Here is a 14464-nt window from a genome sequence, read left to right as displayed (position 1 = left end):
GCGGGCTCCCAGGCGGAGACGGTCGGCCGATGTGCGTCGCTTAATATGGCAGATCGCCAGTTAACGAGTCGTTGGGAAACGCCTCCAGGGCGACCTAATGGGGCATGCGCGCGACCAGGGCGATCCGCTCTTCCTGCACCGCCACGCGCAGGGTTCCGCCCGCCTCCTTGACCGTCAGCCACAGCCAATAGGGCTGAATCCATTGGCCCGCCAGACCCTCGGTCAGGCGCCGGCCGGTCAGGCCGACGACGGCCTCGGGCTTCAGCCGGGCCCGGGCGCCCTCGGCGAACCCTTCAAGGAAGAGGGCGCCCTGTGCGACCCGCGACTGGATCACCGCATTGCCGCCCAGGGGCAGAGCCCCGACCGTCAGATAGGCCAGGTTGGTGAGAGCCCGCGCCTGGGGCTTGGAGAACTCCTGCTCCTCGATCCGCCAGTCCAGAGAGGCGCGACCGCCCGCCGTCATGCCGACCACCAGATCGCGCAGCTCGCGCGCGGTGAACCGCTCGCTGCTGGTCGCCGCGCCGAAGGCCACCCGCGCGAAATGGACCAGGGCCACCATCTTGTTGGCGCTCTGTTCGATGAGGGCCAGGGCGTCGTCGCGCATGTCCTGGGCCGAAGGGTCCTTCATCAGATCCAGGCCCGAGACGATCGCGCCCGAGGGGCTGATGAAGTCGTGGCACAGTTTGGCGGCCACATAGGTCGCCAGCTCCGTCCCCTCGAACGGCAGGTCCAGGGCGGGCGGGGCGTCGTTTTCGGCGTCGGTCGGGATCATTGAGCCTGCATACTCTCGTCGGCGTTCAGGTCACAGTCAGGAGGCGCAAGAGAAGCTGACGTGATTTGCCGGTTCATGGAACCGGCTCAATGGTCTATCGAGCCCGCAATGACGACCTCCCCCTCCCCCGCGACACCCGACAAGACCCTTTCGCGCGATCTGGCCTCCGGCGCCCTGGCCCTGGCGATCGCCGAGATCGCCGAAGACGCCGCCCGCCTGATCCTGCCCTATTGGCGCAGCGACACCGCCGTCGAGACCAAGTCCGACGACAGCCCCGTGACCCAGGCCGACCGCGCGGCCGAGGCCCTGATCCTGGAACGGCTGGCCGCCCTCTATCCCGGCGTCCAGACGGTGGCGGAAGAGGCCGTCGCCGAAAGCGGCGCCCCGGACCAAGCCGAGGACTGGTTCTGGCTGATCGATCCGCTGGACGGCACCAAGGGGTTCGTGCGCGGCGGCGAAGCCTTCACCGTCAACATCGCCCTGATCCACGCCGGCCGTCCGGTCGCGGGGGTGGTCACGGCGCCGGCGACGGCGACCACCTGGCGCACCGACGCCCCCGGCCAGGGCGCCTTCCGCCGCCAGTTCGGCGAACAGCAGGAGGGGGAGGCCCATTCCGGCGCCGAATGGCGGCCGATCAAGGTGCGCGATCGGCCGGCCGAGGGGATGGCCCTGCTGAGCCACAGCGTCACCGACGAGGAGGCCGCGCGTTTGGCCGCCCGGCACGGCTGCACCCGCTGGCAGGGCACGGACTCCTCGCTGAAGTTCTGCCTGATCGCCGAGGGCCGGTTCGACGCCTATCCGCGCTCGGGTCCGACCTCGGAATGGGATACGGCGGCGGGTCAGGCCGTGCTGGAGGCCGCCGGAGGGCGCGTCCTGGCCGACGACGGCCAGCCTCTGTCCTACGGCAAGCCCCGCTTCCTGAACGGCCCCTTCGTGGCCATGGGCGGCTGAGGCTTCAAAGGCCCGACTGCAACAGCAGCAGGCCCGCGCGTTCGGCCAGGGCGGGGACGCCCATTTCGCGGGCCGTCAGGACGGCCTCGTTCAGGATCAGGTTCAGGCGGCGCGGTTCTGGGCCGCCAAGGCGCCGACGCGCCAGGGCCACACCGGCCAGGCTGATCTGGTCGGCCGCCCAATCGAGCGGGGCGGCGGCGGCCAGGCGATGACGCAGCCGATCCTCCAGCACGTCCAGGCCGGCGCGGTCTTCCATGGCTTCGACCAGGGCGATCTCGCGCGCCAGCCGCCGCTCGCGGACCAGGGCGCCGATGATCAGCCCCTGGCCCTGGGTGAGGATTTCGGCCTGGTTCAGCACCATCAGCGGCAGGGCGTCGCCGCCGGAGCGCAGAACCTGGATCGCCGCCCAGTCCAGAGGGCTGTGATCGGGGGTGAACTGGTCGGCGGCGGCTTCAAACATGGAGCGGCCCTGGTCCTGGGCCTCGGCGTGGTCGGCCAGGGTCGCCAGGGCGGACAGGCCGGCGCCGCACATGGCCAGGGCGCGGGCCCGGGTCAGGGGACGGTGATCGGGCGAGGCGCCTTCGACCAATATGCCCAGGTCGCGCCCGGCGTGGTCCAGCAGGCGGGGGTCGCGCTGAATCACCCCGGCCTCGAGCGCGAAGGCGGCCTGATCCAGACGAAGGTCCACATCCTCGCCGGACAGGTCGTGCTGGGCCGCATCCATCAGGGCGGCGGCGTCCATCAGCGCCTTCGCATCGCCGGACAGGCGGGCCTTGCGGGCCTTCAGCCGGGCGTGGGTCGCCGCCAGGTCGGCGGCGGTCTTGGATCGGCGCGGACGCCCCGCCCCCGCCACAAGGGCCAGGGCGCGGTCCAGATGAGCCGGATCGCCGCACAGGTCGAAGCGCAGCATCAACCCTTGCGCCTTGGCGCCGGCGGCGCGGGCGGCCTGGTCGTCGCCCTGGGCGTTGCGGACCAGACTGTCGGCGCAACGGTCGGCGCGGGTCAGGCTGTCGGCCGCCCCGCTGCGGCGGGCGTGCTCGCGCCACAGGGCGGCGGCGCGGACTTCGGTGTCGAAGGGGCGGGCGCAGGAGACGCGGCCCGCGTCGGTGGCCTCGCGCCGGGCCTCGGCGGCCAGGAGATCGACCCCGATCAGTTCGACCCAGCCCAGATCCTCGCTCTCACGAGCCTGGGCGAAGAGTTTGCGAAGATCACGACCGAACTCGAACATAGGGTTGAACGCCTTAAAATCCCGGATCGGGACGAAAGACGTCCCTTGCCGTCGGTCTCCTGCAAACGCAGCGCCGCCACGAACGTTCAGCCGCGCCCCAAGCCGACATTTCGGCCTCAGTTCAGGTTCGGCGTCTTGCGCCGACACCGCTGCAGGGCGGCGCGGGCGGCGGGGGCGTCGGCGCTGAGCTGGCGCACCGCCTCGATACGGGCGCGGGTCTGATCCGCCTCGGCGGCGCGGGCGGGCTTGCCGGCCGCCGTCGCCGCCTGCATGGCCGCCAGCGACCAGAAAAGGGCCGCGTCATAGAGGCTGCGGCCCTCGGCGCTTTCTCCGCCCTCCAGCTCGGACGCCGCCTGGGTCAGGCCGGCGCAACGCACCGATTCCTCATAGGAGACCAGACCCGCAGCGGGCGCCTGTTGCAGCATCAGGCCGGCGATGGTCAGCGAGACCCACATCGAATGCTCCAAGACCTTTCCGATAGAGACGGTTCCGAAGGGACGACCCCGAACGTCGGCCCTATCAGATCATGTTCATGCGGCGGCGAGAAGGTCGAACTGCGCCCCATTCACACCCCTTTGCGATTAACTGACGCGAAGGCCGAAACCCTGTATGTTGCCGTGCAGCAAGAGGCCCGCCGACGCCGGTCGCGGCGCGGCCCAACGGATGGTCATGCTCTACGCCCTTCATGAACTCGCCTATCAGTCGGCCCTGCCCTGGCGCTTCGGCGCCCAGATGGCGCGCCGGTTCTGGAGCTCGCCGTTGAATCCGGCGGCGGACACGGCCCTGGCCCGCACCGCCTATGCCTCGGCCGAACTGTTCGAGAGCGTCACCCGCCGCTACGGCAAGCCCGACTGGCGGCTGGAGGCCATCGAGATCGGCGGCAAGCCGGTCCGAACGGTCGAACAGGTCATCTGGCAGAGCCCCTGGTGCCGCCTGGTCCGCTTCGCCCGCAACATCGGCGATCTGAAGCGCGCCAAAAAACCCGCGTCCGGTCCCGCCGTCCTGATCGTCGCCCCCCTGTCCGGCCATTACGCCACCCTGCTGCGCGGCACGGTCGAGGCCTTTCTACAGGACCACGATGTCTATGTGACCGACTGGATCAACGCCCGCCAGGTTCCGGTGCTGGAGGGGCGGTTCGACTTCTTCGACTATATCGACCATGTCCGGCGGATGCTGGCCGAGATCGGCGGCCGGCCCCACGTCGTCGGGGTCTGCCAGCCCGGCCCGCCCGTCCTGGCGGCCTGTGCGATCATGGCCGAGGACGGCGACGAGAACCGCCCCGCCTCCATGACCTTCATGGGTTCGCCCATCGACGCCCGCCTGTCGCCGACCGTGACCAACCAGCTGGCGGAGGAGAAGCCCTTCACCTGGTTCAAGTCGAACATGATCCACACCGTGCCCCTGCCCTATCCGGGGTTCGGACGGCGGGTCTATCCGGGCTTTGTCCAGCTCTACAGCTTCATGTCGATGAACCAGGAGCGTCACCGCGACGCCCACTGGGACTATTTCACCAGCCTGATCGCCGGCGACGGCGACGGGGTGGAGAAGCACGAGGAATTCTACGACGAATATCTGTCGGTCCTGGACCTGACCGAGGAGTTCTACCTCCAGACCATCGACATCGTCTTCCAGCAGCATCTGCTGGCGCGCGGCCTGTTGGAGCATCGCGGCCGCAAGGTCGATCTGAGCAAGATCGCCGACATCGGCCTGATGACGGTCGAGGGGGAGAAGGACGACATTTCCGGCGTCGGCCAGACCCAGGCGGCGCACGGCCTGTGCCCGAACATCCCCGAGGATCAGAGGGTGCTGTACGTCCAGCCCGGCGTGGGCCATTACGGGGTCTTCAACGGTCGTCGTTTCCGCGAGGAGATCTATCCCCGCGTCCGCGACTTCATCGCCCGGAACGAGGCCCGACTTGGCGTATCGCAACGGTCAGCGGCTGCCGCTTGACGAAGACCGGCCCGAACCCGGTTCGGGTCCGACGCTGAGACTGTCGGTCAATCCGCGCGCGCGGCGCCTGTCGGTACGGATCGACGCCCGGGCCGGCGAGGCGGTGGTGATCGCCCCGACCGAGCGCGGCCTGGTCCAGGCCGTGGCCTTCGCCCGTTCGAAAAGCGTCTGGATCGCCGAACGCCTGGCCGTGCGCCCCCGGAGCCGGCCGTTGCAGCCGGGCCAGGTCATCGCCCTGCGCGGCCGGCCCGTGCGGCTGGAGGCGACGCCCGGCGCCGGCGCGGCGCGGCTGGTCGAGGAGGGAACCGTCATCCGCTCGGGCGGCGAGGGCGAGGCCTATGCCCGCCGGGTCGAGAATCTGCTGAAGCGCGAGGCGCGCGCCACCCTGGTCGAACGCACCGAACACCATCTGCGGACCCTGGGTCAGAAGCCGGTCCAGGTGTCGATCGCCGACACCCGCTCGCGCTGGGGCTCATGCAGCCCGCACAACCGCACCATCCGCTATTCCTGGCGGGTCATCATGGCCCCGCCCCCGGTCATCGACTATCTCGCCGCCCACGAGGTCGCCCACCTGGTCCACGCCGACCACAGCCCGGCCTATTGGTCGGTGGTCGAGCGGCTGGTGGGAGACCACCGGCCCTGGCGCAAATGGCTGAAGGACCATGGCGCGGCGCTTCATGCGGTGGGGCGATGACCCCGCTGCTCGTCTCCTCCCCATGAAATGGGGAGGTGGCGCGGCGCTCCTTCAGCGCCGTGACGGAGGGGTTCTTTCCGCAGCGGCGACGTCAGAGCGCTTTCAAGAGCCCCTCCGTCTCTCCGCTACGCTTCGAGCCACCTCCCCGCGAAGCGGGGAGGAAACATCATCCTGCTCCAATCAGAAGAACAGCGGGTCGCTGCGTTTTTCGGCCGGTTGGCGGCCTTCCGGCTGCTGGTCCGGCGGATCGCGCGGCGTCGGCTGGGCCTTGGGCCGGTCCAGCGGCTGTTTCGGGTCCGACGGCGCGGCGGCCTCCGGCGGTTCGGCATAGGGGTCGCCCTCGGCCGCCGGGTCGGTCGGCTGGATCGGCAGACCGTCCTCGCCGATGCCCGACATCAGGTCGCCGATCGGGTCCGGCGCGACCCAGCCCTCGGGCATGGCGGGGCCGTCGGGGATGCGGGGCGCATTCAGGCGCGGCAGGGCCGCCTCCATGAAGCCCTTCCAGATGGCGGCGGGCGAGGAGCCGCCGGTCACGCCGCGCATGGCGGTGTTGTCGTCCTTGCCCACCCAGACGGCGGTGACGAAGCCGCCGGTGTAGCCGACGAACCAAGCGTCCTTATAGTCGGAGGTGGTGCCGGTCTTGCCCGCCAGGTCGCGCCCGGCGATGGCCGCGCTGCGCCCGGTGCCCGAGGTCATGACCCCGCGCAGCATCTGGTTCATGTAATAGAGGGGCGGATTGTTGATGGCCTGACCGCTCTGGCCGCTTGCGCGCTGATAGATGACGCGGCCCTGGGGCGTGCGGATGCGGCTGATGCCATAGGCCTCGACCCGGCGGCCGCCGTTGGCGAAGGCGTCATAGGCGGTGGCCATCTCCAGCGGCGAGACCTCGACGGCGCCCAGAGCCATGGCCGGCTCCAGACCGATCCGGCTTTCGATGCCCAGGCGCCGCGCGGCCCGGGCGACGCTGTCGCGGCCGATCTGGTCGGCGACGGAGGCCGCCACCGTATTGATCGATTGGGCCACCGCCTGGGACAGGGGCATGGGGCCGGCGAAGGTGTTGGAATAGTTCTTCGGCGACCAGTTGCCGATGGTGACCGGCTGATCGACCACCGGAGTCTGGGGCGTATAGCCGGCCTCGACCGCCGCCAGATAGACGAAGGGCTTGAAGGCCGACCCCGCCTGACGACGCGCCTCGACGGCGCGGTTGAACTGGCTGTCGGCATAGGAGCCGCCGCCGATCATGGCCCGCACCCGGCCGTCGCCGTCCAGGGCCACCAGGGCCGCCTGCTGCACCCCCTTGCCCTCGTCGCGGTCCAGAATGCGGCGCACAGAGCGTTCGGCCGCCGTCTGCAGGGTCAGGTCCAGGGTGGTTTCGACCACCAGATCCTCGGTCGGTTCGCCGACCAGACCCCGGATCGACTGGTCCAGCCAGTCGATGAAATACTGGGCGTGCTGGGTGGCCAGGGTGCGCGACACGATGATGGGCTGGGTCACGGCCTGTTCGCGCTGGGCGGCGGTGATGACCCCGGCCTCCTCCATCTCGTTCAGCACGACGGTGGCGCGGTTGGCGGCCCGCTCGCTCTCTGACACCGGCGAATAGCGCGAGGGCGCCTTCAGCAGGCCGGCCAGAAGCGCGGCCTCGCCGACCGTCAGATCCTTGGCCGACTTGTCGAAATAGCGTTGCGACGCCGCCTCGATCCCATAGGCGCCGGCGCCGAAATAGACCCGGTTCAGATAGAGGGCCAGGATCTCCTTCTTGGAGAATTTCATCTCCAGCCAGACCGCCAGCATCAGTTCCTGCACCTTGCGGCGCAGGTTCTGGTCCGGCGTCAGGAACAGGTTCTTGGCCAGCTGCTGGGTCAGGGTGGAGCCGCCCTGGACCACCCGGCCGGCGCGCATATTGGTGGCCATGGCCCGCATCATGCCGATGGGGTCGAAGCCGGGGTGGTGATAGAAGCGCCGGTCCTCGATGGCGATGAAGGCGGCCGGCACATAGTCGGGCAGGGCGTCCAGATCCGCAGGCGGCGCCATCTGGGTGCCGCGCGTCGCGATCAGAGCGCCGTTGCGGTCCAGATAGGTAATCGAGGGCTGGCGATCGACATTGTACAGGGTCGAGGTGTCGGGCAGGCCGCGCGCAAACACCGCGAAGAAGACCACCAGGAAGATCAGCCCCCAGACGGCCAGCACCGCGCCCCAGTAGAGCGCCTTCTGCAACGGCGTTCGGGCCGGCCTGTCGCCGCCCTGTTGTCCGCCCCCGAACCCTGGACCCGCCATGACTTTCCTTCAGATGCCGCGCTGAGGCGGATTAGCTCATACCGACGTGTACCGCGTATGAACCGCCGCCGAAACGGCCCCGCTCACTTCACGCCAGCGTGAGCGGCTATTTCGCCGAAAGAATGGCGCGGCGGGCCAGCCAGACGCCGGTCTCGGCCCCGTCGGCTTCCATTGAGAGACCGGCCTCCGCCAGCAGGGCGCGATAGGCGGCGGGGTCCAGACTGCCGTGATACAGGGGTTCGCCGCGCCATTCGCCGATGGTCTCGCCATGGGCGGGACCGCTGGTGAACATCAGCCGCCCGCCAGGCCCAACCTGGTCCGCCAGGCCGGGCAGGACGCGCATCTGAGCCTCGGGCGTCAGGTGAAACAGGCTGTGCCAGGCCAGGACGCCGTCGAACATCCCGACAGGCGGCGGATTCCGCATGTCGGCGGTCTCCCAGACGCCGGCCGGCAGGGTCTCGCGCGCATGGGCGATCAGAGCCGGCGAGGAATCCCGCCCCACGACCCTGAACCCCCGCTCCAGCAGGGCCGCGCCCATCGGCCAGCCCGAGCCGCATCCGACGTCGAGAATGGAGGCGCCGGGCGGCAGGCCGGCGACGAACCGGTCCAGCCATTCGGGCTCGTTCGGACCGTTCGGTCCCGCATAGAGGGACGGGCCGCGGTCGGCGATCCAGCCCTCGGCCCCATCCTGATAGAGACCGACCACTCGGTCCGCCGCCGGATGGCTCATCGCGCCAGGAAGGCGTCCAGTTCGCCGTAGAAGGCCTGGGGCTGGTCGAACATGATGAAGTGGGCGCTGTCGTCGATCCGCTTCAGGGTCACGCCCGGCAGGCCGGCGTAGGACATCTGGTAGACGGCGTCGGTGATCTGGGGCGTCATGCGCGGGTCGTTGAACTTGACGTACAGCACCTCGGTCGGGGCGGTGATCTTCGCCAGTTCGGGCCGCAGATCGGTCGCCACCAGTTCGCGGAAGGCGGCGGCCGAGACCTTCTGATCGCTGGTCCGCATGTCTTCCAGCGCCTCTTCGCGGCGGCTTTCGGTATTGATCATGCCGTTGATGGAGGCGGTCGCCTGGGTGACATAGGCCTCGCGCGGGCTGTTGGCCTGGGCGGCCCAGATCTGGTCCGCGACCGGTTTGACGCTGTCGGCCGTGGTTCCGGGCGGGCCGAACATGGCGCCCATGAAGGGGATCATGTCCACCACCATAAGACGGCCGACGCTGTCGGGATGGCGCGCGGCCAGCATCAGGCCGATGGTTCCGCCCATCGAATGGCCGACGACGGCGGGCTTGGGCAGATTGTTCTCGCGGATATAGCGGGCGATTTCGTCGGCGACCGGTGAGGCGACGGGGGTCGGGGCGTCCCCGGTCTGGGCGTTGCCTTCGGCCGGGGCGCCGGCGAAGCCCTGGACATGGATGCGGTGAACGCGCCAGCCGACCCCGTCCTGGGCCGTCAGATGATCCACCGTCCCCTGCCAGATTTCCGGCGAAGAGCTGAGGCCGGGGATCAGGATGATGTCGCGCCCGTCCATGTCGCCGTCGATGCGGACGTGGATGCGGTCGGAGGCGAAGTCCGCATGGTGGTGGCCGTGCGCCGAGCCGTGCTCGGAATGGGTCCCGTGGCTGTTCTGGGCTTCGGCCTGGGCCTGAACCGTGGTGGCGGCGAAAAGGGCCGCAGCGAAACTCAAGGCGCGAAACATGGCGAAACTCCCCTGTGAAGCCATCCTTATGACGTCTTCACTTTGCATTGTAAAGTTCTCTGAGGACTTCGTGAGGACAGACCCCGCGTCCCTCTGTTATGAGGCGCGCATGAAGCCCGCAGACGCCGCTCCCGTCCAGCCCCCTCAAGCCGAAACCGCCCCGTCCAAGAGCGGCGCCCAGCCGTTCGGCAAGGGATTCGTCGCCGACGCCTGGTATTTCGTCGCCCTGTCGCGCGACGTCGCCCCGGCCGGGCTGAAACGCTATGAGATCATGGGCGAACCCGTCCTGATCGGCCGCACCCGCGCGGGGGCCGTCTATGGGATGCGCGACATCTGCCCCCACCGCGCCGCCCCCCTGTCGGCCGGGAAGCTGGTGGAGAAGCCCGGCGAGGGCGAGACGATCGAATGCCCCTATCACGGCTGGCGCTTCCGGCCCGACGGGGTCTGCGCCGCCATTCCGTCCCTGGTCGAGGATCAGGCGTTCGAGGCGAACCGCATCAAGGTGCGGTCCTATCCGGTGCGCGAGAGCCAAGGCATGGTCTTCGTCTGGATGGCCTCGGACGCCCGCAATCCGTCAGAACCGGACCATGAGCCCCCCGTCTTCCCCGGCGTCGTCGGATCCGGCCCGAAACTGGTCGAAGGGATGGAGTTCGACAGCCATATCGACCACGCCGTCGTCGGCCTGATGGACCCGGCCCACGGCCCCTATGTCCACCAGCAATGGTGGTGGCGGTCCGAACATTCGATGCACGAAAAGGCCAAGGCCTTCGCACCCGTCGATTTCGGCTGGGCCATGGTGCGCCACGCCCCCTCGTCGAACAGCCGCCTCTACAAGATCCTGGGCGGCGCCCCGGCGACCGAGATCACCTTCCGCCTGCCCGGCTATCGCTGGGAACATATCCAGGTCGGCGAAAAACAGGTCCTGGCCCTGACCTGCCTGACCCCGATCAGCGACACCAAGACCCGCATCACCCAGATCTTCTGGTCCGACCACTGGGTCTTCGACATCGCCAAACCCTTCCTGCGCCTGGGGGTGGTCGCCTTCCTGAAACAGGACGGCGGCATGGTGAACCTGCAGAACGAGGGGCTGCGCTACGACCCCGCCCTGATCTGGATCGACGACGCCGACAAACAGGCCAAATGGTACCAGCAGCTCAAGCGCGAATGGGCCAGGAGCCGCGCCGAAGGGCGGCCTTTCGCCAACCCGATCCAGTCCACGACCCTGAGGTGGAAGAGCTGACACAAAACGACCCTCTCCCGCTTGCGGGAGAGGTGGCCCGGCGTCCGCGCAGCGGACCAGGGTCGGAGAGGGAAGTCTTGCTTAAAGCAAGAAGACTTCCCCCATCGTCAGCCGTCTCGCTCTGCTCGACGAGCTGACACTTCCCCCGCGAGCGGGGGAAGGTCCGGATTACACCCTCAGCCCATGCTCCCCGGCCAGGTCGGCCAGTTTCACCATCGGGCGCGGGCCCCAGTGGGCGATGACTTCGGACGCGGCCAGGGAGCCCAGTTTCCCGGCCTCCTCCAGCGACAGACCGCGCGCCAGACCCAAGAGAAAGCCGGCGGCGTACTGGTCGCCGGCGCCCGTGGTGTCGATCACCTTGGCGACCGGATAGGCGGCGACCGCGACGCGCTCAGCACCCTTGATCACCACCGAGCCCTGCTCCCCGCGCGTCACGGCGGCGATCTCGACAATGGCGGCCAGTTTCGCCGCAGCGGCGTCGAAATCATCGGTTTCGAACAGGGCGCCCAGTTCGGCCTCATTGGCCAGGACGATGTCGGCCGACTGTTCGATGAAGCTCAGCAGTTCGGCGCGCCAGCGGGCGACGACGAAGGTGTCCGACAGGGTGATGGCCACCTTGCGGCCGGCCTTGTGCGCGGCGGCGGCGGCGCGTTCGAAGGCGGCGCGCGCCGGGGCCGGGTCGAACAGATAGCCTTCCAGATAGACGATCCGGCTGGCGCCGATCAGGGCCTCGTCGATGTCGTCGGCGAACAGCTGATTGGCGGCGCCCAGGAAGGTCGCCATGGTGCGCGCCCCGTCGGGCAGGACGTTGATCAGGCAGCGGCCGGTGCCGAAACCCTGGTCGGCCCCGCCGGTCAGGACCGGGGTGTCGAAATGGACGCCGGCGGCGCGGATGTCGTGGGTGAAGACCTGACCCAGGACGTCGTCGGCCACCTTGCCTATATAGGCCGCGCGGCCGCCGAAGGAGCCGACGCCGGCGACCGTGTTGCCGGCCGATCCGCCCGAAGCCTCGACGCCGGGCGCCATGGCGTCATACAGGGCGGCGCTGCGTTCGGCGTCGACCAGCTGCATGGAGTTGGGGGCCAGGTCCTGGGCCGTCAGAAAGGCGGCGTCGCAGGGGCTGAGCACGTCGACGATGGCGTTGCCGACGGCGCAGACGTCATATTGGGCGGTGTTCTGGGTCATGGGCGCGCCTTAGCGGTTGAAGACCGGCACGTCACCCGAAAACCTATAAGGAAGCCCTTATATGTATCGGCCGGTTGCGATAGGCAGGGCGCATGACCCGGATCGCCGTCCTGACCCCCGACCCCGCCGACAAATCCTACATCGGCCGCTGGCCCGAGGTGTTGGCGCGTCTGAAGGCCACGCTGGAGACGACCGGCGCAGAGATCACGCCCACGCCCTGGACCGACCATGTCGAGGACGCCTCGGGGCTGGAGGGCCATGACCTGATCCTGCCGGTCATCGCCTGGGGCTATCACCGCGACCACGCCCGCTGGCTGAAGGCCTGCGCGACCTGGGCGACGGCCGGCCTGCCGATCGCCAATGCGGCCTCGGTCCTGGGTTGGAATTCGGACAAGACCTATCTGGCCCGGTTGGCGGACAAGGGCGTGCCCATTCCCCCGACCCGCTGGAGCGAGGCGATCACCCAGGACCAGGTGGACGCCGCCTTCGCCGAAACCGGCGCCCCGACCCTCATCATAAAGCCGACGGTGTCCGCTGGCGCCTTCCGCACCCTGCGCCTGACGCCGGGACAGCCCCTGACCGAGGCGCCGGAAGGTCCGGCCATGATCCAGCCCTATCTGAAGTCGATCGAGACCGAGGGAGAGACCTCCCTGCTCTTCTTCGGCGGCCGGTTCAGCCATGCAGTCAACAAGCGGCCGGTCCCCGGCGACTTCCGCATCCAGATCCAGTTCGGCGGCCTCTACACGACCGTGACGCCCGACGCGGCTGCATTCGCCCTGGCCGAACAGGTGCTGGCGGCGGTCGAGGAGCCCCTGCTCTACGCCCGCATCGACCTGGCGCGCGACGACGCCGGCGCCTGGGTGCTGATGGAGGCCGAGCTGATCGAGCCCGACTTCTATCTGGACCATGACTCGGCGAACGGCGCCGGATTCGCCGAAGCGGTTCGAAACCGCCTTTAGAAGGCTTGCCACTCGCCTGCCGCAGCGACCAGACGCGGGCGAGGGCGCAGGGTCTCGGCGGCGAAGGCTTCGATCCGGGCCTGGGCTTGGCGGATCGGCGCGGGAGCCGCCTCGCCTTGCCCCTCGGACAGTCGGAACCGGCCGACCAGTTCGGCCAGGTCGGTCGCCTCGCGATTGAGGCTCAGGCTGGCGGCCGTCGATTCCTCGACCATCGCAGCATTTTGCTGAGTGACCTGGTCCATGTCGTTGACGGCGTTGTTGACCTCGGCCAGGGCAACGGCCTGTTCCTGGGTCGAGGCGCGGATTTCGGCCATCAGGTGCGTGACGTCGTGGATGCGCGTGGCGATGCCCGAAAGCGCCGCGCCCGATTCCCGCACCAGTTTGACGCCGGACTCGACCTGAGCGCTGGAGGTGGAGATCAAGGCCTTGATCTCGCGGGCCGAGTCGGCGGACCGCTGGGCCAGGGCGCGGACCTCGGAGGCCACGACCGCAAAGCCGCGACCGGCCTCGCCCGCTCGAGCGGCCTCAACCCCGGCGTTCAGGGCCAGGAGGTTGGTCTGGAAGGCGATTTCGTCGATCACCCCGATGATCTGGCCGATCTGGGTGGAGGAGGACTCGATCTGCTCCATGGCGGAGACGGCGCGCTGAACCACCGCGCCGCCGGTCTCGGCCTGGGTGCGGGTCTGGCCCACGACCGCATCGGCGGACTGGGCGTTCTCGGCTGTCCGGCGCACGGTGGCGGTGATCTGGTCCAGGGCGGCGGCGGTCTCTTCCAGTCCGGCGGCCTGACGCTCGGTGCGGCGCGACAGGTCTTCGGCGGCGCTGCTGATCTCATTGGCGCCGGACTGCATGGAGGCCGCATTGACGCGAATGACCGCCACCGCCTGATCCAGGGCGGCGATCGCTCGATTGAAGTCTTCGCGCAGAACCGCATAGTCGCCGGGGAAGGCGTCGGTGATCCTGTAGGACAGATCGCCGGCCGCCAGGGCGGACAGGGCGCGCCCGGTCGATTGGACCACCGAGGCCTGAACCTGGGCGGCGAGACGGTCCGCCTCCAGACGCCGCTCGCGCTCGGCCTCGACGGCGGTGATGTCGGTGGCGAACTTGACCACCTTGCACGGCTTTCCGTCGATGTCGAAGATCGGATTGTAGCTGGCCTCGATGACCACGCGCGCGCCGTTCTTGGCGTAGCGGACGAACTTGTCGGCGATGAATTCGCCCGCATTCAGCCGGCGCCACAGGTCGGCATAGGCGGGCGTATTGGCGTCTTGCGGATCGACGAAGATGCGGTGGTGGGCGCCCTGCACCTCATCCAGGCGGTAGCCCATCACGGATAAGAAGTTCTCGTTCGCCTCCAGGATCGTCCCGTCCAGGGCGAATTCGATGACCGCCTGCGACCGCTTCAGCGCCGCGACCATGCCGGTCAGTTCCTGAAGCTCTTGTTGCTGGCGACGCTTCTGCGCTGTGCCGAACATTCCACACTCCTGTGTCTTCGTCGGAGGGTTATCGGCGA

General features: G+C 69.0%; 13 protein-coding genes. 5 read left to right on the top strand and 8 right to left on the bottom strand.

All coding sequences use genetic code 11. From position 1 onward, the window contains the following. Positions 1-94: 94 nt before the first annotated feature. On the bottom strand, positions 95-772 hold the full coding sequence (gene chpT / locus AC1RKE_RS15680; RefSeq protein WP_182714675.1) for a histidine phosphotransferase ChpT: 678 nt from the start codon (positions 770-772) through the stop codon (positions 95-97). 108 nt (positions 773-880) lie between these two features. Between chpT and cysQ the strand changes: the two genes are divergently transcribed. After that, positions 881-1723 carry a 3'(2'),5'-bisphosphate nucleotidase CysQ gene (gene cysQ, locus AC1RKE_RS15675; RefSeq protein WP_287106384.1) on the top strand — a complete coding sequence of 281 codons (843 nt, stop codon included), beginning with the start codon at positions 881-883 and terminating at the stop codon, positions 1721-1723. A gap of 4 nt (positions 1724-1727) precedes the next feature. Here the strand turns inward: cysQ and AC1RKE_RS15670 are convergent, their stop codons facing one another. Further along, entirely contained in the window at positions 1728-2951 is a 1224-nt protein-coding gene (locus AC1RKE_RS15670; protein WP_395942062.1) for a hypothetical protein, read from the bottom strand. Between the two features lie 116 nt (positions 2952-3067). Next, positions 3068-3406 (bottom strand): hypothetical protein, encoded by a 339-nt coding sequence (locus tag AC1RKE_RS15665; RefSeq protein WP_054764012.1) that lies wholly within the window; start codon positions 3404-3406, stop codon positions 3068-3070. Between the two features lie 214 nt (positions 3407-3620). Here AC1RKE_RS15665 and AC1RKE_RS15660 point away from each other — a divergent pair, with 214 nt between their 5' ends. Beyond that, positions 3621-4901 carry a polyhydroxyalkanoate depolymerase gene (locus AC1RKE_RS15660; RefSeq protein WP_348684525.1) on the top strand — a complete coding sequence of 427 codons (1281 nt, stop codon included), beginning with the start codon at positions 3621-3623 and terminating at the stop codon, positions 4899-4901. After that, complete coding sequence (locus AC1RKE_RS15655; protein WP_054764013.1) at positions 4867-5595, top strand: M48 family metallopeptidase; 729 nt, start codon at positions 4867-4869, stop codon at positions 5593-5595. Before AC1RKE_RS15660 ends, AC1RKE_RS15655 begins: the two co-directional genes overlap by 35 nt. A 180-nt stretch (positions 5596-5775) precedes the next feature. Here AC1RKE_RS15655 and AC1RKE_RS15650 read toward each other — a convergent pair whose 3' ends face one another. The 3 genes from AC1RKE_RS15650 to AC1RKE_RS15640 all read right to left on the bottom strand — a co-directional run bounded on the left by AC1RKE_RS15650 (position 5776) and on the right by AC1RKE_RS15640 (position 9567). Then, positions 5776-7869: a transglycosylase domain-containing protein gene (locus AC1RKE_RS15650; RefSeq protein WP_348684524.1), complete on the bottom strand. Its 2094-nt coding sequence runs from the start codon at positions 7867-7869 to the stop codon at positions 5776-5778. Between the two features lie 106 nt (positions 7870-7975). Next, on the bottom strand, positions 7976-8599 hold the full coding sequence (locus AC1RKE_RS15645; RefSeq protein WP_348684523.1) for a methyltransferase domain-containing protein: 624 nt from the start codon (positions 8597-8599) through the stop codon (positions 7976-7978). After that, positions 8596-9567 (bottom strand): alpha/beta fold hydrolase, encoded by a 972-nt coding sequence (locus AC1RKE_RS15640; protein ID WP_395942063.1) that lies wholly within the window; start codon positions 9565-9567, stop codon positions 8596-8598. The genes AC1RKE_RS15645 and AC1RKE_RS15640 overlap by 4 nt, the downstream gene beginning before the upstream one ends. A 109-nt stretch (positions 9568-9676) precedes the next feature. Between AC1RKE_RS15640 and AC1RKE_RS15635 the strand changes: the two genes are divergently transcribed. After that, positions 9677-10807, top strand: coding sequence for a Rieske 2Fe-2S domain-containing protein (locus tag AC1RKE_RS15635; protein ID WP_348684780.1), 1131 nt, complete (start codon positions 9677-9679; stop codon positions 10805-10807). 168 nt (positions 10808-10975) lie between these two features. Here AC1RKE_RS15635 and AC1RKE_RS15630 read toward each other — a convergent pair whose 3' ends face one another. Then, on the bottom strand, positions 10976-11992 hold the full coding sequence (locus tag AC1RKE_RS15630; protein ID WP_348684781.1) for an adenosine kinase: 1017 nt from the start codon (positions 11990-11992) through the stop codon (positions 10976-10978). A 92-nt stretch (positions 11993-12084) separates the two neighbouring features. Between AC1RKE_RS15630 and AC1RKE_RS15625 the strand changes: the two genes are divergently transcribed. Continuing rightward, positions 12085-12951 (top strand): ATP-grasp domain-containing protein, encoded by an 867-nt coding sequence (locus tag AC1RKE_RS15625; protein ID WP_333896879.1) that lies wholly within the window; start codon positions 12085-12087, stop codon positions 12949-12951. Here AC1RKE_RS15625 and AC1RKE_RS15620 read toward each other — a convergent pair. Next, positions 12948-14426, bottom strand: a complete 1479-nt coding sequence (locus AC1RKE_RS15620; protein WP_333896878.1) for a methyl-accepting chemotaxis protein — start codon at positions 14424-14426, stop codon at positions 12948-12950. The two genes, AC1RKE_RS15625 and AC1RKE_RS15620, sit on opposite strands and share 4 nt — an antisense overlap. Between the last annotated feature and the right edge of the window lie 38 nt (positions 14427-14464).

The sequence above is a fragment of the Brevundimonas sp. GW822-FHT03E11 genome, from assembly GCF_058801445.1.
The sequence above is the reverse complement of the archived record's forward strand: the minus strand, read 5'-3'. Positions and strand labels throughout refer to the sequence as shown.